Origin of the sequence: Gordonia sp. CPCC 206044 (assembly GCF_048537895.1) — a bacterium.
Taxonomy (GTDB): domain Bacteria; phylum Actinomycetota; class Actinomycetes; order Mycobacteriales; family Mycobacteriaceae; genus Gordonia.
Genome location: NZ_JBCLVL010000001.1, coordinates 414767 through 433456 on the forward strand (window position 1 = coordinate 414767; position 18690 = coordinate 433456).

At 66.9% G+C, this 18690-nt stretch carries 21 protein-coding genes; 15 read left to right on the forward strand and 6 right to left on the reverse strand.

The genetic code is table 11. From position 1 onward, the window contains the following. The first annotated feature begins 89 nt into the window (after positions 1 to 89). Positions 90 to 977 (forward strand): 3-hydroxybutyryl-CoA dehydrogenase, encoded by an 888-nt coding sequence (locus tag AAFP35_RS01870; RefSeq protein WP_419219819.1) that lies wholly within the window; start codon positions 90 to 92, stop codon positions 975 to 977. A gap of 118 nt (positions 978 to 1095) precedes the next feature. After that, positions 1096 to 1788 (forward strand): heparin-binding hemagglutinin, encoded by a 693-nt coding sequence (locus tag AAFP35_RS01875; RefSeq protein ID WP_419219820.1) that lies wholly within the window; start codon positions 1096 to 1098, stop codon positions 1786 to 1788. 105 nt (positions 1789 to 1893) lie between these two features. On the opposite strand, the gene AAFP35_RS01880 is transcribed toward AAFP35_RS01875, so the two are convergent. Further along, entirely contained in the window at positions 1894 to 2436 is a 543-nt protein-coding gene (locus AAFP35_RS01880; protein ID WP_419219958.1) for a helix-turn-helix domain-containing protein, read from the reverse strand. Between the two features lie 137 nt (positions 2437 to 2573). On the opposite strand from AAFP35_RS01880, the gene AAFP35_RS01885 reads away from it, so the two are divergent. After that, the gene (locus AAFP35_RS01885; RefSeq protein ID WP_419219821.1) at positions 2574 to 3743 is read left to right on the forward strand and encodes a benzoate/H(+) symporter BenE family transporter; all 1170 of its coding nucleotides are present in this window, start codon (positions 2574 to 2576) and stop codon (positions 3741 to 3743) included. A gap of 115 nt (positions 3744 to 3858) precedes the next feature. On the opposite strand, the gene AAFP35_RS01890 is transcribed toward AAFP35_RS01885, so the two are convergent. Genes AAFP35_RS01890 through AAFP35_RS01900 form a run of 3 tightly spaced genes read right to left on the reverse strand, consistent with a single transcriptional unit; the run spans position 3859 to position 6352 of the window. Further along, positions 3859 to 4728, reverse strand: coding sequence for a polyphosphate kinase 2 family protein (locus tag AAFP35_RS01890; RefSeq protein WP_419219822.1), 870 nt, complete (start codon positions 4726 to 4728; stop codon positions 3859 to 3861). Positions 4729 to 4733: 5 nt separating this feature from the next. Continuing rightward, the gene (locus AAFP35_RS01895) at positions 4734 to 5540 is read right to left on the reverse strand and encodes an SDR family NAD(P)-dependent oxidoreductase (RefSeq protein WP_419219823.1); all 807 of its coding nucleotides are present in this window, start codon (positions 5538 to 5540) and stop codon (positions 4734 to 4736) included. Then, positions 5537 to 6352 (reverse strand): TetR/AcrR family transcriptional regulator, encoded by an 816-nt coding sequence (locus AAFP35_RS01900; RefSeq protein WP_419219824.1) that lies wholly within the window; start codon positions 6350 to 6352, stop codon positions 5537 to 5539. The genes AAFP35_RS01895 and AAFP35_RS01900 overlap by 4 nt, the downstream gene beginning before the upstream one ends. Positions 6353 to 6392: 40 nt before the next feature. Here AAFP35_RS01900 and AAFP35_RS01905 point away from each other — a divergent pair, with 40 nt between their 5' ends. From AAFP35_RS01905 to AAFP35_RS01930, 6 genes are all read left to right on the forward strand, one after another. Next, positions 6393 to 7745 carry a DUF445 domain-containing protein gene (locus tag AAFP35_RS01905; protein ID WP_419219825.1) on the forward strand — a complete coding sequence of 451 codons (1353 nt, stop codon included), beginning with the start codon at positions 6393 to 6395 and terminating at the stop codon, positions 7743 to 7745. A gap of 68 nt (positions 7746 to 7813) precedes the next feature. Continuing rightward, on the forward strand, positions 7814 to 8296 hold the full coding sequence (locus AAFP35_RS01910; protein WP_419219827.1) for a helix-turn-helix domain-containing protein: 483 nt from the start codon (positions 7814 to 7816) through the stop codon (positions 8294 to 8296). 4 nt (positions 8297 to 8300) lie between these two features. Continuing rightward, the gene (locus tag AAFP35_RS01915) at positions 8301 to 9245 is read left to right on the forward strand and encodes a heparin-binding hemagglutinin (protein WP_419219829.1); all 945 of its coding nucleotides are present in this window, start codon (positions 8301 to 8303) and stop codon (positions 9243 to 9245) included. A gap of 64 nt (positions 9246 to 9309) precedes the next feature. After that, positions 9310 to 9606 (forward strand): DUF2516 family protein, encoded by a 297-nt coding sequence (locus AAFP35_RS01920; RefSeq protein WP_419219959.1) that lies wholly within the window; start codon positions 9310 to 9312, stop codon positions 9604 to 9606. 35 nt (positions 9607 to 9641) lie between these two features. Beyond that, positions 9642 to 10451, forward strand: coding sequence for a MerR family transcriptional regulator (locus AAFP35_RS01925; RefSeq protein ID WP_419219830.1), 810 nt, complete (start codon positions 9642 to 9644; stop codon positions 10449 to 10451). 22 nt (positions 10452 to 10473) lie between these two features. Further along, complete coding sequence (locus tag AAFP35_RS01930; protein WP_419219831.1) at positions 10474 to 11562, forward strand: alpha/beta fold hydrolase; 1089 nt, start codon at positions 10474 to 10476, stop codon at positions 11560 to 11562. A 30-nt stretch (positions 11563 to 11592) separates the two neighbouring features. Here the strand turns inward: AAFP35_RS01930 and AAFP35_RS01935 are convergent, their stop codons facing one another. Then, the gene (locus AAFP35_RS01935) at positions 11593 to 12690 is read right to left on the reverse strand and encodes a UDP-N-acetylmuramate dehydrogenase (protein ID WP_419219832.1); all 1098 of its coding nucleotides are present in this window, start codon (positions 12688 to 12690) and stop codon (positions 11593 to 11595) included. Between the two features lie 46 nt (positions 12691 to 12736). Between AAFP35_RS01935 and AAFP35_RS01940 the strand changes: the two genes are divergently transcribed. The 6 genes from AAFP35_RS01940 to AAFP35_RS01965 all read left to right on the forward strand — a co-directional run bounded on the left by AAFP35_RS01940 (position 12737) and on the right by AAFP35_RS01965 (position 17679). Continuing rightward, entirely contained in the window at positions 12737 to 13231 is a 495-nt protein-coding gene (locus AAFP35_RS01940; protein ID WP_419219833.1) for a DUF2505 domain-containing protein, read from the forward strand. A 96-nt stretch (positions 13232 to 13327) separates the two neighbouring features. Further along, positions 13328 to 13837 (forward strand): DUF2505 domain-containing protein, encoded by a 510-nt coding sequence (locus AAFP35_RS01945; RefSeq protein WP_419219834.1) that lies wholly within the window; start codon positions 13328 to 13330, stop codon positions 13835 to 13837. 157 nt (positions 13838 to 13994) lie between these two features. Then, a complete protein-coding gene (locus AAFP35_RS01950) occupies positions 13995 to 14693 on the forward strand; it encodes a class I SAM-dependent methyltransferase (RefSeq protein WP_419219961.1) in 699 nt (232 codons plus the stop codon). A gap of 155 nt (positions 14694 to 14848) precedes the next feature. Further along, positions 14849 to 15682 carry a carbon-nitrogen hydrolase family protein gene (locus tag AAFP35_RS01955; protein WP_419219835.1) on the forward strand — a complete coding sequence of 278 codons (834 nt, stop codon included), beginning with the start codon at positions 14849 to 14851 and terminating at the stop codon, positions 15680 to 15682. Then, a complete protein-coding gene (locus AAFP35_RS01960) occupies positions 15679 to 16725 on the forward strand; it encodes an LmeA family phospholipid-binding protein (RefSeq protein WP_419219836.1) in 1047 nt (348 codons plus the stop codon). Before AAFP35_RS01955 ends, AAFP35_RS01960 begins: the two co-directional genes overlap by 4 nt. 129 nt (positions 16726 to 16854) lie before the next feature. After that, entirely contained in the window at positions 16855 to 17679 is an 825-nt protein-coding gene (locus AAFP35_RS01965; protein WP_419219837.1) for a DUF1542 domain-containing protein, read from the forward strand. Here the strand turns inward: AAFP35_RS01965 and AAFP35_RS01970 are convergent. After that, the gene (locus tag AAFP35_RS01970; RefSeq protein WP_419219838.1) at positions 17676 to 18671 is read right to left on the reverse strand and encodes a formyltetrahydrofolate deformylase; all 996 of its coding nucleotides are present in this window, start codon (positions 18669 to 18671) and stop codon (positions 17676 to 17678) included. The genes AAFP35_RS01965 and AAFP35_RS01970 overlap by 4 nt on opposite strands. Positions 18672 to 18690: the final 19 nt, after the last annotated feature.

Sequence of the window (18690 nt, forward strand, 5' to 3'; positions counted from 1 at the left end):
GGGGCTGGTCCGTACCCGGCCGCGGCGACCCCGGCCTCGTCACATCTGTTGTTGCGTCGGGTTTGTGAATATCTATCGAGGAGCGCGTCATGGCCAGCGACAGGATCTCCCGGGTCGGCGTGATCGGCGCGGGGCAGATGGGCGCGGGTATCGCCGAGGTGTGTGCGCGTGCCCAGGTCGACGTGCTCGTCTACGAGTCCACGCGGGAGCTCGCCGCGGCGGGGCGAGGCCGGATCCTCGAGTCGTTGGACCGGGGTGTGTCCAGCGGCAAGCTCACCGAACGTGAACGCGAGCAGGCCGCGCTGCGCCTACGGTTCACCTGCGACCTCGGCGACTTTGCCGACCGCCAACTCGTCTGCGAGGCGATCGTCGAGGACGAAGAGGTCAAGATCGCGATCTTCCGCGAGCTCGACAAGATCGTCACCGATCCGGATGCGGTTCTCGCATCGAACACGTCGTCGATCCCGATCATGAAGCTGGGCATGGCAACTGCTGACGCCGGTCGAGTGATCGGCATGCATTTCTTCAACCCCGTACCGGTGCTGCCCCTCGTTGAGGTGGTGACCACGTTGACGACCTCACCGGCCGTCAGTGCGCGTGCCGAGGAGTTCGCGCACGACGTCCTCGGCAAACAGGTCATCCGTTCGGCTGACCGTTCCGGGTTCATCGTCAATGCCCTGCTCGTGCCGTACCTGCTGTCGGCAATTCGCATGGTGGAGAGCGGCTTTGCCACCGTCGAAGACATCGACAAGGGCATGGTGCTCGGTTGTGCGCATCCGATGGGGCCGCTGAAGCTCGCCGATCTCGTCGGCCTCGACACGGTCAAGGCCATCGCCGACAAGATGTACGAAGAGTTCAAGGAGCCCCTCTACTCGCCGCCGCCGCTGTTGCTGCGCATGGTCGAGGCCGGACGGTTGGGCAAGAAGTCGGGTCGCGGCTTCTATCGGCACGACATCGCCGCGGTCGCCGCGAGATGAGTGTCCGACCGGTGTGAGGTGACTCCCACAATCGGCGCTAGCAAGCCGCTTGCATTTGCTAGCAGAGCGTGGATACTGGGTTGTGAAAGCCATCCACGGGCCGATTTAGGAGATTGCTGTGAGTGATACAACACGCACGCTGGCCAACCCCATCTACGCTGCTGTCGGCGCCGGAGACTACGTCGTGGCACAGTTCAACGACATCATCGCGCAGCTGCGCGACCGGACCGAGAGCGTCAGCGAGAACGCGCAGACCCGGATCGAAGAGACTCGGACCCGCTTCAGTTCGCTGCCGGAAGACGTCCCGGCGAGCATCGAGGAGCTGCGGACCAAGTTCAGCGGCGACGAGCTGCGCAAGGTGTACGAGGAGTACCTCGGCACCGCCACGGAGTTCTACAACTCGCTGGCCACCCGCGGTGAGGAAACCGTCGAACGTCTTCGCGCGCAACCGCTGGTCCAGGAGAATCTCGACCGCGCGGGCAAGGTCTACAGCGACGCCGTCGACCTGACCGAGGACACCCTCGGTGTGGTGTCGTCGCAGACGCGTCTCGTCGGTGAGCGGGCTGCCAAGCTGACCGGTCTCGTCAGCGGCAAGGTCGAGGACCTGGCTGTCGACATCGAAGAGGCCGGCGCGACGATCAAGTCGGAGACCGCCGAGGCCGCCGACGAGATCGACGGCGCGGCAGGCACTGTCGAGGCCAAGGGCCGCACCGCGAACAACTCGCCTGCCAAGCGCGTCGCGGCTGCCAAGAAGGCTCCGGCCAAGAAGGCGCCCGCGAAGAAGGCGCCGGCCAAGAAGGCCACCAGCTGATCGATCAGTATTCGGGCCATCGGCCCGACGACTACAGAATCCACCTTCGCCTCGTGCGCAGGTGGATTCTGTCGTTCGGGGGTGGGTTCTCGGAGTGAGACGCGGTCACGTGGGGGTGTGAATGGTGAGCACCGCGGTCGCGCCGTCGACGCTGCGATAGGTGTGCTCGGTGTCGCTGGTCCATTGAAGTGTTTCGCCTGCCGCCGCATGTGATTCGGCGCCGACGGGGCCCGCGACGACCTCGCCCGTCACCACCAGGACCGTTTCGGTGACCCGCGGCCCGTGCGCAGGCGACGTCCGGGTACCGCCCGGGAGGACGCGAAGCCAGACGACCTCGGTCGTCGCCCCGTCCGGGTGATGCTCGACGTGCAGGATCTGAGCGTGCAGGAACTCCCCGCTGCCCTCGGTGCCCGCCTCTTCGCCGAGGAGCGCGGTGAGTGGCACACCGAGTGGTCCGGCCACCGCGTAGAGGGTGTCGAGTGTCGGGTTACGTTGTCCTGCCTCGATTTCTGACAGCGATCCCTTGCCGATGCCGGCGCGACGGGCGAGTTCGGACAAGGACAGGCCACGGTCGCCGCGGAGGGCGGCGATCCGATGGCCGACGGCGCGTCGTCGGCGGCCATCGTGGGGAGTGGGCGAAGCGCTGATGGTGTGGTCTCCTCGCGAACGGCTGCCGATGTGCGCGACGATAGCGCCGCGGTGCAGCGGTGACCAGCGGGCAGCACTCGGATGTTCTGTTCAATCGGGTGTTCTGTTTACAGAACGATAGCGCTAGGCTGTGGTCCATGTCGACCGCCACGCAGCCGGACATCGGGCAGCCACTCATCGCCGGGGTCGTCACGGCGCTCGTCGGGTTCACGTCGTCATTCGCCGTGGTCATCGCCGGTCTGCGGGCCGTCGGCGCCTCCGATGTGCAGGCGGCTTCCGGCCTGTTGGCGCTGACCGTGGTGTTCGGACTCGGGATTCTGGTGTTGTGCCTGCGCAGTCGCGCTCCGGTCACGTTGGCGTGGTCGACACCGGGGGCTGCGATGCTCGCCGGGATGGCGACGACCTACCACGCGGGTTGGCAGGCGGCGGTCGGCGCCTTCGTGGTCTGCGGTGTGCTGATCCTGGCAACCGGACTCATCCCGGCGTTGGGCGAGCTGATCGGCCGCATCCCCACCCCGATCGCGCAGGCGATGCTCGCAGGCGTGCTGCTCACCCTGTGTCTCGCGCCGATGCACTCCCTGGTCGACGAGCCGTTGTTGACGGTGCCCGTCCTGCTGGTGTGGCTGGTGGCCACACGATGGTTGACGCGCTGGGCGCTGCCGCTGGCGTTGCTGACCGCACTGGTGGTCATCGGGGTCTACGTGGGTGTGCACGGCACCGGCGGTGCGTCACTGCACTGGGCGCCGTCGCTGTCGTTCACGATGCCCCACTGGGATGTCGGTGCGGTCATCGGCATCGCGGTGCCGTTGTACATCGTGACGATGGCGTCGCAGAACATCCCGGGTGTCGCGGTGCTCTCCTCGTTCGGATACGTCACGCCGTGGCGGGCCGCGATGACGGTGACCGGTGTGGGCACCGGGGTGGCCGCGGTCTTCGGTGGGCACGCGATCAACCTGGCAGCACTGTCGGCCGCCCTGGCCGCCGGCGACGAGGCCGGGCCCGATCGGAGCCGACGATGGATCGCCGGGATGTCGGCCGGGGTCACCTACCTGGTGCTCGCATGTCTGTCCGGGGCGCTGGTGACCATCGCCGCGATCGCTCCCGGAGGTCTCGTCGAAGCCGTTGCGGGACTGGCGCTTCTGGGCACCTTCGCGGCCGCCGTGGTCGGCGCCTTCACCGCCGCCGAGACCCGGGTGCCCGCAGCGCTGACCTTCGTCGCCGCGGCCTCGGGGGTGACGTTCTTCGGGATCGGCGGCGCCTTCTGGGGGCTGGTGATCGGACTGGTGGCGCACCGGGTGATGAAGTGAGTGGTCTCGCGTCGCTGTGACATCTCGACGTTCTTCCCCCTGGTTTGTGTTCTTCCCCCGCTGGTAACCGGGGGAGGAACACAAACCGGGCGGAAGAACGGGCCCGCCCGGGGGGTCAGTCGTCGAGCTCGGCGACCCGCTTCTTCTCCGCTTCGACGTCGAAGTCGGCTGCGGGCCAGGTGAGTTCGAGGTTCTCGAGGGCCCCGATGAGCAGTTCGCACACGGCCAGTCGCGCGAACCACTTCTTGTCGGCGGGAATCAGATACCAGGGAGCGGTGTCGTTGTCGCAACGATCGAAGATGGCCTGATAGGCGTCGAGGTAGTCGTCCCAGAAGGCGCGTTCGTCGATGTCGCCGGGGTTGTACTTCCAGTGTTTGTCGGGGCGGTCGAGACGTTCGGTGAGCCGGGCCTTCTGCTCGGCCTTCGACACCACCATCGCGACCTTGATGACGGTCGTGCCCGACGCGACCAGATCGCGTTCGAACTGGTTGATCACCTCATATCGCTTTTCCCACTCCGCCTTCGGTACGAGATTGTGGACGCGAACGGGGAGGACGTCCTCGTAGTGGGAGCGGTCGAAGATGCCGATCCGTCCAATCGGCGGTAGTGCCCGGTGGATGCGCCAGAGGAAGTCGTGGTCGAGCTCCTCCGGTGTGGGTTTGCCGAATCCCTTGATGGACAGTCCCTGTGGGTCGACGAGGCCGCCGACGTGACGGACGATGCCGCCCTTGCCCGCGGTGTCCATGCCCTGCAACACCAGCAGTACCGAACGGTGGTCGCCCGCACGGCCGTTGGCGAAGAGTATCTCCTGCAGGTCGGCGAGCGCCTCACCGCGTTCGGTGAGCAGTTTCTCCCCGGCATCCTTGTCGCCGGCGAAACCCGGTGTGCTGCCGGGATCGAACTCGGCGATCGGGCCGACCCGACCCACGCGCAGGGCCTCGGCCGCCGTCGTCGTCCATCCGGAGTTCTTCTGGTGCTTGGCCATCGACGTCACACCTGCGTTGCTGGGAGCTGCGCAGGTGGGAACAGGGGCCCGCCGCCGAATGCCTCGCGATGCGAGTCCGGTGGTGTGCCATCGTTGTTGACGATGCCGTGATCACGGCCGTACTCGGCGGTCACCACCGTGGCGCCGTTGTATTCGGGCAGTGCCGGATCCTCGGCCAGCGCAGCGATCACACGACCGACGAACTCCGGATCCTCGGCACGCTGCAACGAGAACCCGGCGAACTCGTCGACGCCGAGCGACAGCAGCAGTTCGGTGCGAATCAGACCCAGCCACAACGACACCGCGGTCACACCGGTGCCGGACAACTCGTGACCCATGTCGAAGGCCATCTTGTCGAGAGCGGTCTTGCTCATGCCGTACAACACCGAATGCAGGTGCCCGCGGGAACCGAACGACGAGATCGACGCGATCAGCCCATGGCCCTGCTCGACCATCAGCTGGGCGGCATGCACCGACGCCACATAGTGTGCGCGCAACCCGACACCGATCAACGTGTCCCAGTCGTCGACGGGGCGTTCCCAGAACTTGTCGGAGAACCCGCCGAAACCCTTGGGCGCCGACCATGCGTTGTTGACCAGCAGATCGAGTCCGTCGCCCGCACGTTCGATCTCGGCGAACACCTCAGCCACCGACGCGTCGTCGGTGTGATCGCACGCCAACGCCGTCGTGCCGTCCGGGCCGCTGCCCTTGCGAGAGGTGACGTAGACCGACCATCCGGCGGCGACCAACGCCGTGGCCACACCCTTGCCCACTCCGCGACTGCCTCCGGTGACCAGGGCGGTCCGACTCATCTGTTCTCCTCGGCGTTCTCGGCCCCGGTGGATCGGGGAGGTTCGGGTGGGTCGGGCAATGCCGGAGGGGCGGCGACGAAGGCTTCGCGTGAGCCGTTGTATCCGGCAATCCCGACGATCGCGCTCCACGACAGCATGGTCAGGTAGTCGATCAGATCGGCCACCGGGATCGCGCGGTCGGTCATCCACTGGTCCACGGCCCGCTGGATTGCGCCGACAAGGGCGTTGGACCACACGGCGGCACCGGAGGCGTCGGCGTCACGTTCGGTCATCCGCAGCACGATGACCCCGGTGAGCAACTGGGCGACCAGCTTCTCCGAATCCGCGGTCGCAGCCGCCGACGATCCGCTGGTGAGCGCGAACTTGTAGAGGTTCGGTTCGTCGGCTACCGCGTTGACATAGACACCGATGACCGTGCGGGTGAGCGTGTACTCGTCGACCTCGTCACTGATCGCGTCGGTGAGGCGCGGCAGCAGCGTGGTCTCGAAGAACCGTACAGCGGTCGCCACCGACAGGTCGTTCTTGTCGGTGAAGTAGCGGTAGAGCACGGTCTTGGAGACACCGATGTGCGCGGCGATCTCGTCCATCCCGACGTCGGCGCCGACGGTGCGTACCGCGTCGATCGTGCCGTCGGTCAGCTCGGTCCGGCGGGCGAGCTTGTGCTTCTCCCAACGTTGTCTGCGTCCGTCGGGCTTGACGTCGTCGGCGTCGGCCACGGTGCTCAGCAGCGCATGCTCGATACCCCGGGTCACGCTCGCCGCGGCCGAGACGGCGGCACGTGCAGCAGCGGCGGGACTGGGGCGATTGGCCATCACCTGGCCAGCCTAGTGGGTGACGGGTAAAACTGGTCCAATGCCGTCAACAGTCATTTCGGACGTCTCGGACGGTCCCGAACATCCACCCGCGGTACCGCCGTCGCCCACCTCGCTCGGCTTCGGTGGCGACGGTTCGTCGGATGCCGCGCGGCGACGCGACCTGCGCAGGATGAAGGTCGTCGCGACCGGATTCCTGCTCGCTGCGGCGGTCGTGTACCTGTTCACCCGATACCTCGAACATCGTGACGGGGCCGACGTCGCGGCGTGGGTCGGCTATGTGCGCGCCGCCTCGGAGGCGGGAATGGTCGGCGCGCTCGCCGACTGGTTCGCGGTGACCGCGTTGTTCAAGCATCCGCTGGGTCTGCCGATCCCGCACACCGCGCTGATCCGTAAGAAGAAGGACGACATCGGCGATCAGCTCGGTGGCTTCATCGAAGAGAACTTCATGACGCCCGACGTGATCGAGGATCGAGCGACGAGCCTGGAACTGCCGCGCCGGTTGTCCACGTGGCTGGCCGATCCGGCGAATGCGCCACGGGTCTCCGACGAAGCGGCGCGACTGATCTCGCTGGCCGCCGAGATGTTGCGCGACGAGGACATCGAGCAGCTCATCGAACACGCGATCCGCTGGGCCGGCGAGCCCGAGTGGGCGCAGCCGCTCGGTCGGATCCTCGAGCAGCTCATCGCCGAGGACCGACTCGAGCCGGTGTTCCAGCTGGCGTGCGACCGTGCACACGAGTGGGCGCTGGGCAGCCAGGACCTGATCGATCGCGTGGTCGACCAAGATGTCGGGCCGTCGTGGAAACCCAAGTTCGTCAACAACCTGTTGGGCGACAAGATCTATCGCGAACTCGTCGACTTCACCTACAAGGTGCGAACCGATCCGGACCATCAGTTGCGCCGGTCGATGCACACGTTCGTCGAGCAATTCGCCGACGACCTCCAGCACGACCCGGAGATGATCGCCAAGTTCGAGGAGATCAAGCAGGAGCTGATCGGTCGTGACGAGGTCTCCAACGCCGCCTCGACGGCCTGGAAGACCGGCAAGGCGGTCATCGAACAGATGCTGTCCGATCCCAACAGCACGTTGCGGAACTCGTTGTCGGATGCGGCGATCCGTCTCGCCGTCCGCATCCGTGACGACCGTCCGTTGCAGGAGAAGATGAACGGGTGGGTGGCACGTGCGGCCCGGCACGTCGCGGCGAACTATTCGCAGGAGATCATCTCGGTCATCACCGAGACGGTCCGCGGCTGGGATGCCGACGAGACGAGCCGCAAGATCGAGCTCCAGGTGGGCCGTGACCTCCAGTTCATCCGGATCAACGGCACCGTCGTCGGTGCGTTGGCCGGGTTGGCCATCTACACGGTCTCGGTCCTGATCTTCGGATAGTTAGCGGCCTGCTTGCACTTGCTAGCGCTCCTTGTCGATACTGGTCATCAGGACTGGACGGGAGAACCATGGAACCGGACGAGCAGGAACTGCCCGAGCACGCCGAGGACGCCGACCGGCCCTCCGATGACGACGACGGGGGTTCGACCGGCGCGGTCGAGACCGTGACCAACGCCGCACAGGAAGTCGTGACGAGTGCGGCGCAGGACATCGGTGCATTCATCCGTTCCCAACGCGTCGCGGCCGAGGTGTCGTTGCGTCAGCTCGCAGAGCGGGCCGGCGTGAGCAATCCGTACCTCAGCCAGATCGAGCGCGGGCTGCGCAAGCCGTCGGCCGACGTTCTCGCGCAGATCGCCAAGGGACTGCGCCTGTCCGCAGAGGTGCTGTACGTCCGCGCGGGCATCCTCGAAGAGCGTCCGGCCAGTCCGGTTCGGGACGCGCTGCTCGCCGACGAGTCGATCAGCGAACGTCAGAAGCAGATGCTGCTCGAGATCTACGAGTCGTTCCGACGAGAGAACACCGACCGATCGAACCCCGACGCCAAGGAGTGAACCCATGCCCGACAACCCGTTGAACACGGTCCTCGCGCAGGTGTCCGCACTGCTCACCGAACTGCGCGAGCGCAGTGAGGCGGCAGGTGAACAGGCATCCTCGCGGTTGCTCGCCACGGTGGGGGAGGCGCAGGCCCGTCTCGACGAGACGCGTGAACAGGCGCAGACCCGGGTGGACGAGACCCGGGCGTCGGCCCTGTCGCTGTTCGAAGAGGCGAAGACGAAGTTGTCGGCGCTGCCGGTGGAACTGCCGACGGAGATCGATGACCTGGTGACCCGCTTCAACCCCGAGGAACTCCGCAAGGTGGCCGAGGCATATCTCGCAGTGGCCGCGGGGCTGCTCACCGCGCTGTCCGAGCGGGGCGAGGAGGTGGTCGAGAAGATCAAGGCTCAGCCGCTCGTCGGCGAGAACCTGCCGCGGCTGGAGAAGGTCTACAACGACGCGGTCGGGCTCACCGAGGATGCACTGGGAACCATCTCCGGCCAGACCAGGGCAGTCGGAGAACGGGCGGCGGCGCTGGCCGGACTGGCGTCGAGTGCCTCCGCCGAGGATGCCGCTGCCGCACGTGTGGCACCTGCCGCGAAGGCTGCTGCTCCGAAGGCCCCGGCGAAGAAGACTCCCGCGAAAAAGGCGCCCGCGAAAAAGGCGCCCGCGAAGAAGGCGCCCATCAAGAAGGCCGCTGCCAAGAAAGCGCCGGTCAAGAAGGCTGCCGCCAAGAAAGCGCCGGTGAAAAAGGCGGCTGCACAGAAGGCCCCGGTGAAGAAGGCAGCTGCACAGAAGGCCCCGGCCAAGAAGGCAGCGGCTACGAAGGCAGCGGCCACGAAGACAGCGGCCACGAAGACAGCGGCCAAGAAGGCAGCGGCGCCCACGCCGGCCAAGAAGGCACCGGCGAAGAAGACCGCAGCGAAGAAGACCGCAGCGAAGAAAGCCGCGCCCGAGCAGCCGTGAGTTCTGTCCGACTCGCGGAGATCGTCGGTGTGTCTAAGCTGGAGTCGTGGATCTTCTCAGCGTGATGGCCTACGGGCAGAACCTCATCCTGTTGCTGCTGACCCTGGTGGCCGGTGTCGCATCGGCGGTGGCTCTCGTGCATGCGGCCGTGCAGCGCTCGGATGCCTTTCCCGCCGTCGACCGGCAGAGCAAGGTCATCTGGGTGTCGATCCTGGCGGCCGCAACCCTGTTCATCTGGCTGTTCGGCGCGGTGAACTTCTTGGGGCTGATCGGCGTCGTCGCCATGCTCGTCTACCTGGTCGATGTGCGGAAGCGGGTCGACGACATCCAGGGCAAGTCCTGGTTCAGCAAGAAGGCCTGACCGTCGGCGGGTCACCTCTCAAATACACTGGCGAGGTGGCCGAGTATCGGATCAACGACCTGGCGCAGGCGTCTGGGGTCAGCGTGCGCAACATCCGGGTCTATCAGGACCGCGGGTTGTTGCCGCCGCCGATCATCCGTGGGCGGACGGGCTGGTACTCCGACGAGCACCTGGTGCGGCTGAACCTCATCTCTCGGATGCTCGAACGGGGCTACACGTTCGCCACCATCAGCGAACTGCTGCACGCCGCGCACTACGGCATGAAGGTGGAGCAGGTGCTGCGCGGCACCCCGAAGGCGGGCCGGTTCCGCAACTTCAAGCGTGCCGCCACCATCACCATCACCGAACTGCGCAAAACCCTCAACGCCAGCGATCGCACCATCGCGCTGAGCCAGAAGCTGGGACTGCTTGCCAAGGACGGCGCCCACTATGCGATTCGCAACCCCGAACTGCTCGAGGGTGCCGAGACCCTCGTGAAGGCAGGCGTCGACATCGACGTCCTGCTGGACCGATGGGTTCGGGTGCAGGACGACCTGTCCGACGTCGCGAAGAGCTTCGTGTCGATCATCACCGACAAGTACTTCGACGAGAACCTGCCGGACCTGGGGGAGGAACAGGTCTCCAAGATGGCCGAGCTGATCCAGACGGTGCGTCCGATGGCGCACGAGATCGTCGAGACGACGTTCCGCAGGGCCCTCGACACACAGATCTCGCTGGCGATCGGAGAGGCCAGCACCTACTTCGACGCATCCGGGGAGCCGAGCGCCGCGCCCGGCGCCGACGGCGGGGATGTGAGTGTCGGCGACGTCACCGACGAGACGACTTCGGTCGACCGGTCCGAATGACCCGCAGGCGAGAGGTGAAACGATGAAGAAGCGATCCGTGGCCATCGCATCGGGGGCGGTGGCCGCCGCAGGCGCGGGTGCCGTCGCAGTGGGTGTGGGAACCATCGGCGTCGGCCTGCTGCGCGACGCCTTCCGGGCCGACCGAGCCGTCGACGACGGCCCCGACGAATTGCTCTCGGTGCCGTCGATGACGCCCGACCGGATGACGGTCGACACCGTCGACGGCGCGCGACTCAACGTGGCGAGCTACGGCCCCGACGACGGCGACTCCGACATCGTGGTTCTGGCGCACGGCTGGACCTGCAACATCGCCTACTGGTATCCGCAGATCAATCATCTCGCGAAGACCCACCGGGTGGTCGCCTATGACCAGCGCGGTCACGGCGCCAGCACCCTGGGACGCACCCGCCCCACCGTGGCGATGCTAGGTCAGGATCTCGACGCGGTGTTGTCGGCGGTCGTGCCGGAAGGCAGGCGCGTCGTGCTCGCCGGTCACAGCATGGGCGGCATGACCATCCTGTCGTGGGCCGCGCAGCACCACGACCGTATCGACGGTCTCGTCTCGTCGGTCGTGCTCACCTCGACGGCTGCCAAGGCGGTCCTGCAGAATCATCTACTGATCCCGGTGGACCTGCCGCGCTACGCCAAACCGTTCGAGTCCACGGTCAGTCGACTCGTGTTGTCGTCGCCGGTTCCTTTGCCGCACACCAACAATGGTTCATGGCTCTCGCATTACATCGCGCTCGGCCCGAACGCGCGCAAGGCGCACGTCGATTTCGTCGACGAGATGATCCTCGCCTGTCCGCCCCGGTCGCGGGCCGGGCTGGGGGCCGCGATGGGCAAGCTCGACGTGACCGCCGGACTCGAGGCGTTGTCGGTGCCGACCACCGTCGTCGTCGGCACGGCCGACCGGCTCACCCCGCAGGTGCACGCCGAACAGATGGCAGATGTGTTGCGCCGCAACGGCGTTCTTCGCGACCTGGTCGTCTATGAGGGTGTCGGGCACATGTCGAGCATCGAGGCCGCGGTGCGCTACGACGAACTTCTCGACGAGGTTCTCGCCGAGGCGGCGCGGGCGCCGCATCCCGAACTCGCCGAAGACCGGGGCTGACCGACGGACGAACTGCTCGCGGCCCATGGGTCACAGCGAGCAGTTCACCAACACCGGTTCTGGATGCAACGCGACGCCGAACGCCTGCGCCACGCCGTCGCGCACGTCACGGGCCAGATCGAGGAGTTCCTCGGTGGTCGCGTCGCCCCGATTGGTCAGCGCGAGAGTGTGTTTGGTCGACAAGCGGACCGGCGAGTCGGGACCGGGATAGCCGCGGGCGTACCCGGCACGTTCGATCAGCCAACCGGCGGACAGCTTCACCCCGCCGTCTGCCGGGTAGGTCGGGACCGTGATGTCGGCGCCGACGCGGTCACGGATCCGGGCCAGCACGGCGGGCGCATCGTCGGCACCGACGATGGGGTTGGTGAAGAACGAACCGGCACTCCAGGTGTCGTGATCGTCGGGATCGAGCACCATGCCCTTGCTGCGTCGCAGCGCGAGGACATGGTCGCGTACCGCAGTCGCGTCGGCCGTCTGGCCGGGCTCGACGCCCATCGCCGACGACAGCTCCCGATACCGCAACGGCTGACTGATCCCACCATCGTTGAGCCAGAACGACACCGCGACGACGACGAAGGCGTCCCGGTGCTTGAGATTGCTCGTCCGGTAACCCAAACCGAGCTCGGCCGGCGCCACCCACCGCAGGTTGCCCGCCCGTCGGTCGAGCACCTGCACGCTGCGCAGTAGGTCGGCGACCTCGACGCCGTACGCGCCGACGTTCTGCACCGGTGTCGTGCCGGCCGCCCCGGGAATCCCCGAAAGGCATTCCAGCCCACCGAATCCGGCCTCCAGGGTGGCGGCGACCAGCTCATCCCAGTCGACTCCGGCGTCGGCGGTGACATGGGTGCGGCCGGACTCGCGGCCGGTGCCGAACTCCACCCGCGAACTCTGCACGACGACGGCGGTGCCGTCGAAACCCTCGTCGGCGATCACGAGATTGGAGCCGCCACCGATGAGCAGTGCGCGTTCGCCTGCGTCGTCGAGGGCGGTGATCTCGTCGACCAGGGTGCGCGTATCCGGGCAGCGTACAACGGCGCGTGCCGGACCGCCGAGCCGCAACGTGGTGAGGTCGGCGAGGCGGGTGTGCTGACCCGGCGACGCGGTCTGATCCAGCCCTGTGTCGGTCACCTGAGTAACCGTAGCGGCAACCACGTGCTCGGGTACTCTCCACTGCATGGCCAGTACGTTGGAGCACTCGGTGACCTACCCCTTCTCGGTGTCGAGGCTCTGGGAGATCCTGACCACCGAGCAGTATTGGCGTGATCTGTTGGAGGCCATCAACTCCAGCCACGGAAAGCTCGAGTCCTTCGAGCACACCGGAGACACGGTCACCGTGACCATGCTGCAGGGCGTCCCGGCAGAGAAGCTGCCGTCGATGGTGTCCAAGGTGCTCAACGGAGACGCGCACATCCCGCGCAGCAGTACGTTCACCCTCGCCGGGGATCGCATCACCGGCACCATCACCGCATCGGTGTCCGGTGCACCGGCCAAGGTGACGGGGACGCTGGCCGTCGCAGGCGACCCGGCCACGGCCACCTACAGTGCCGACATCGATGTCAGCGTGCCGTTCGTCGGGGGCAAGATCGAGAGTGTCCTGGGCACCGAACTCGTGTCGCTGCTCGATGCCGAACACGACGAGACCGTGACCTGGGAGGCCGCGCACCGCTGACGGTGCCGCCCGGGCGGTCCGGGGCGGGCGGTCGACACCCCATTTCGGCAGGTGGCGAATTGGGGAGCGCATGCGCGCTCACGTAGCCTGGTCGCCATGGCACGACGGCTCAGCTATTCCGCGCGATACCCACAGCCTGCGGAGAAGCTCTACCAAGCGCAGAACACCCGGCAGTACTGGGACGACATGATGGCGGGATTCCAGATGATCTCGCCCCACTGTGAGGTCGAATCCTTCGTCTCCGACGAGACCGGTATGCGGGTGGTCCTCAAGCAGACCATCGGTCGCGACCAACTCCCGCAGCTCGCCCAGACCGTCCTGATGAAGGACATGGTCATCACGCGTGAGGAGTCGTTCGGCGTCTACGACCCGGACAACACCAAGGGCACCTACACCGCGTCCATCCCGGCAGGTCCGGGCAGCCTGAACGGTTGGCAGGAACTGTTCCCGACCGACGCGGGCTGCACGATCCGCAAGACCAGCGAGGTCAAGGTCTTCATCCCGTTCGTGAACGGCAAGCTCGAACAGCTCATGCTGGTGAATCTCGTGGACCTGTTCCGAGCCGAGGCGGAGTACGCCAAGGACTGGATCGACAAGAACCTCTGACCGCGCCGTCCGGGCTGCCGAGCGAGAATCGACGATCGGGGTGAGGCGCGAACGCGGTGAGGACGCTCGGGGCGACAGCGGATCCGGTGGCAAGACCGTCGGTCGGGTCACCCGTGGCACCACCAACATCAACCGGCTGCGCCGGGTCGACCGGTGGATGGCCCGTGACCCGCGGGTCCTCGCCGCGCTGACCGCCCGACCGCGCCCCCTCGTGATCGACCTCGGCTACGGGGCCCGTCCCGACACGACCGTGGAGATGGCCGGTCGGTTACGGACGGTTGCGCCGGACCTCGAGATGGTGGGTCTGGAGATCGATCCGGCCCGCATCGTCGAGGCACGCGACGGCGTGCGCTTCGGACTCGGCGGATTCGAACTGGCCGGACTGCGTCCCCAGGTGGTGCGCGCCTTCAACGTGCTGCGCCAGTACGACGAGGACGAGGTGTGGCCCGCGTGGGGACAGATGCAGGCCCAGCTCGGTCCGGGTGGGGTCATCGTCGAGGGAACATGCGACGAGATCGGTCGTCGATGCGCGTGGGTGTTGCTGGACGCGGACGGGCCGCGCAGTCTGACGCTGAGTTGGGCACCGGAACACACATCGCGGCCATCGGAACTCGCCGAGCGACTACCCAAGGTCCTCATCCATCGCAATGTGCCCGGCGAGCGGGTACACGACCTCCTCGTCGAGGCCGATCGATGCTGGGACATGGCGGCTCCGCACGCAGCCTTCGGCCCGCGTGCCCGATGGCGTGAGACGTTGCGGCTCATGCGTGAACGTGGCGCCGATGTCGCCATCCCGCGGGGCCGCAGCACCGACAACACGCTGACCGTCGGATGGGATGTGGTGGCGCCGCGATAGGCCCGGCCGACCCTTCTTCCCCCTGCTTTCTGTTCTTCCCCCATGCGCACGCGGGGGAAGAACAGAAAGCAGGGGGAAGAAGCTCGTGACACCACACGATGTCCCCACATCCACCGATCGGACGACAGTCCGCGACCGGTGGCTACCCTGGTGCCATGCGAATCGGTATGGCGCAGATCACGTCGGGGACCGACCCCGACGACAACCTGCAGCTCGTGGAAACGGCGACCGCCGAGGCCGCCGCCGACGGCGCCGATCTGGTGGTCTTTCCGGAAGCGACCATGTGCCGCTTTGGGGTTCCGCTCGGCCCGGTGGCGCAACCGCTCGACGGCCCGTGGGCATCGGGTGTGGCGGAGGTCGCGGCTCGGCACGGGGTGAGCGTCGTCGCCGGTATGTTCACCCCCGACGGTGACCGGGTGCGCAACACACTCGTCATCGCACGCCCGGACGGCAGTCGCCTGGGCTACGACAAGATCCATCTGTACGACGCCTTCGGTTTCACCGAGTCGCGCACCGTCGCACCGGGGACCGAACCGGTCACCGTCGAGGTCGGCGACGTCACGGTCGGGGTGGCCACGTGCTACGACATCAGATTCCCCGCGTTGTTCACCGAACTGGCTTCTCGCGGCGCCGAGTTGATCGTGGTGCCTGCGTCGTGGGGAGCAGGCCCGGGCAAGGTCCATCAGTGGCAGGTGCTGGCGGCCGCGCGGGCACTGGACTCCACTGCTTTCGTCGCAGCCGTCGGCCAGGCTGTGCCCGAGGATCCGGAGGTGCGCGCGTCGTCGGCGCCGACCGGAACAGGTCACAGCCAACTCACAGATCCCTTCGGTACCGTGGTCGCCGCATATGACGAAGGCGTGCAGATCGGCGTCCACGACGTCGACATCAAGACAGCAGAAAAGGCCCGCACGACCCTGGCTGTGCTGAACAATCAGCGTCGGATTCCCGCGGGTGTCTACCCAGATGCCGAACTGAGGACCTCCCTATGAGCGACAGCGAGAAGCCCGGGCGTCCGGACCCGGAAGCCGGTGGGGAGCAGCCCGCCGGCACCGCCGACGACACGGCCCAGTTCGACGCGCCACGCACCGACGAGGCGCCACGTGCCTATTCGCAGTCACCGCGACCGGAGACGGCCCGGTTCGACGAGTTGCCGCCGACCGATCAGTACCCCGCCGGTGACGGCTTCCAACCGATCCCGCCCGGCCCGCCATCGGGTCCGCCGTCCGGTGTCGTCGCGTCGTCGCCGGCCAAGCGTGGTCGCGGCAAGATCATCGCCTTCTCGGCTCTGGCAGTGATCATCGTGGTGATCATCGGTCTGGTCGGCAGCGAGCTCTACCTGCGGAACAAGACGCAAGACTGTCTGCAGAATGCCTTCTCCGAACTCACCGGCGCCGAGACCTCGGTTTCCTTGAGTCGCAAGCCGATCCTGCTGCAGGGACTCGGCAAGGACATCCCGTTCGTCCAGGTCGACACCAAGGACCAGCCCGGACAGATGCGGTTGCACGGGCGCGCCGAGAACATCAAGGCCGACGGCGACAACTCGACGATCGGATCGCTCGTCGGGACCGGCTACGTGCCGTTCGACCGGGTGGAGACGATGAGCAAGTCGGCGGCGACGGGGGCGGACACGTCCGGCAACGGCACCGATCCCTCGGGTACCGGCCTGATGCAGGGCGCATCCATCGACTCCATCACCGGCAACGCCGCCGACGGCACGATGGAGGTGAACTCGACCGTGCAGATCGCCATCCTGCCGGTCCCGGTGTCCACCACCATCCGCCCGACCCTGAACAACGGACGCGTGCATTTCGAGGTCGTCAAGGCCAATGCGTTCATCTTCGGCATCCCGTCGGATTTCGCCCAGCAGGTCGTCGACAGTGTCACCACATCGATGTTCGGGCCGTTCTTCGACGAGGTGACCGTGAAATCCCTCAAGGTCACCGACCAGGGCGTGGACTTCGCGGTCGACGGACGTGACGTCGCACTCCAGGGACAGATGTCCGGAGACTCCGGCAACTGTTCGGTGGTGTAGCCGTCACCTGCGACGACGGACCGAACCCGAAACGGCCGGTACTCTCGGAGATGTCCGATTTGGCCAATTCGACTGGCCGGTCGTAGCGGCTCCCCAAAGTGGGTGAGACGCACCCAGACGGAGGAGAACATGGGCGCACTGATCCTGATCGCACTCGTCGTGTTGATCGTCGTCGGCATCGTCGTCGTCTCGCAACAGCGGTCCGGCGCCAACGCCGCTCGATCACTCGACGATGCGAAGGCCGATGCCCGACAGGTGATCGAGCGCCTCGGCGGGCAGGTCTTCATGCTCGTCGGCGACGGTCCGGCATCCAAACAGGCCCTCGCTGATGCGGGCGAGCGATACACGGCGGCGGGCGGACAGATCGAGCAGGCGAACTCGCCTGCGCAAGCACGTCTCGCCAAGCAGACCGCCATCGAGGGGCTCTACTACATCCGGGCGGCCCGCACGGCGATGAACCTCGATCCGGGTCCGGCCGTCCCCGAACTCGACGGACAGAAGAGTGCGGGCTCGGTCACCGAGGACCGCACCGTCGACTTCGAGGGCCGACAGGTCGAGGCATCACCCGCGCCGTCCGAACGCACCCCGAACTACTACCCGGGCGGCCGCGTCGCCGGACGTCCGGTGCCCGCGGGCTGGTACTCCGAGCCGTGGTGGAAGCCGGCCCTGGTCGCCGGTGCCTGGGGTGTCGGATCGATGTTCCTGTTCTCGGCGTTGTTCTCCGGGATGCACGGCGTCCCCTACGACGCGAACGCCTTCGAGAACGGTGCCGGTGACGGTACCGACGGCGGCGCCCTCGAGGGTGGCGACGGCGGTGGCGACGGAGGAGACGGTGGCGACTTCGGCGGCGACGGCGGAGGCGACGCCGGAGGTGGAGATGGTGGCGGCTTCTTCGACGGCGGGGGAGACGGCGGCGGCTTCTTCGACGGCGGCTTCGGCGACTTCGACTTCTAGCTGAAGACGACCGTCTTGCGGCCGTGCACCAGCACCCGGTCCTCCAGGTGCCAACGCAGCCCGCGGGAGAGCACCATCGTCTCGATGTCACGACCCTGACGCACCATGTCGGTGACCGTGTCGCTGTGATCGACACGGATGACGTCCTGCTCGATGATCGGTCCCGCGTCGAGGTCGGCGGTCACGTAGTGACACGTTGCGCCGATCAGCTTGACGCCGCGTGCAAAGGCCTGGTGATACGGGCGTGCGCCGACGAAACTCGGCAGGAAGCTGTGGTGGATGTTGATCGCCCGGCCCGCCCAGGCCTCACACAGCTGCGGCGGCAAGATCTGCATGAACCTGGCCAGCACCACGGCATCGGGTCCGTAACCCTCGACGATCCGAGACACCTCGTCGAAGGCGGCAGCCTTACGGTCCGTGGGGGATGCCGAGCCGGCAGCAGCAATCGGCCCGCTCGCTGCGCTCCCGGCGCCGGTGACATTCGGCCCGCTCGCTGCGCTCCCGGCGCCGGTGAAGGGGACGTGGTGGAATGGCACGTCGAACCGAGAGGTGAGTTCTTCCAGATCGCGATGGTTGCCGATGACCGCGGAGACGGTGGCCGGCAGCTCACCCCGATGTGCCCGACCCAGCAGGTCGACGAGACAGTGGCTCTCCTTGCTCACCAACAGCACCACCGACTTGCGCACCCCGGTGTCGGTGAGACGCCACTCGGTCTCCGGGCCGATCTCGGCGGCCACCTCGGTGGCGAACCGGGTCCGCAGTTCGTCGACGCCCATCGGCACCGACGCCGCGCGTACGGTCTGCCGGGTGAAGAACCATCCGGTGTCGGGATCGGAATGATATCCGGCCTCGGTGATCCACCCGCCGACGTCGGCGAGGAACCCGGAGATGCGGGCCACGATGCCGGTGCGGTCCGGACAGCCCAGCGTCAGCACGTACCGGCGATCGTCGGACGTGCCGGATTCGGAACGGGTCACCTCTGGAGCTGCCACCCGTCCAGTGTGCCAAGCT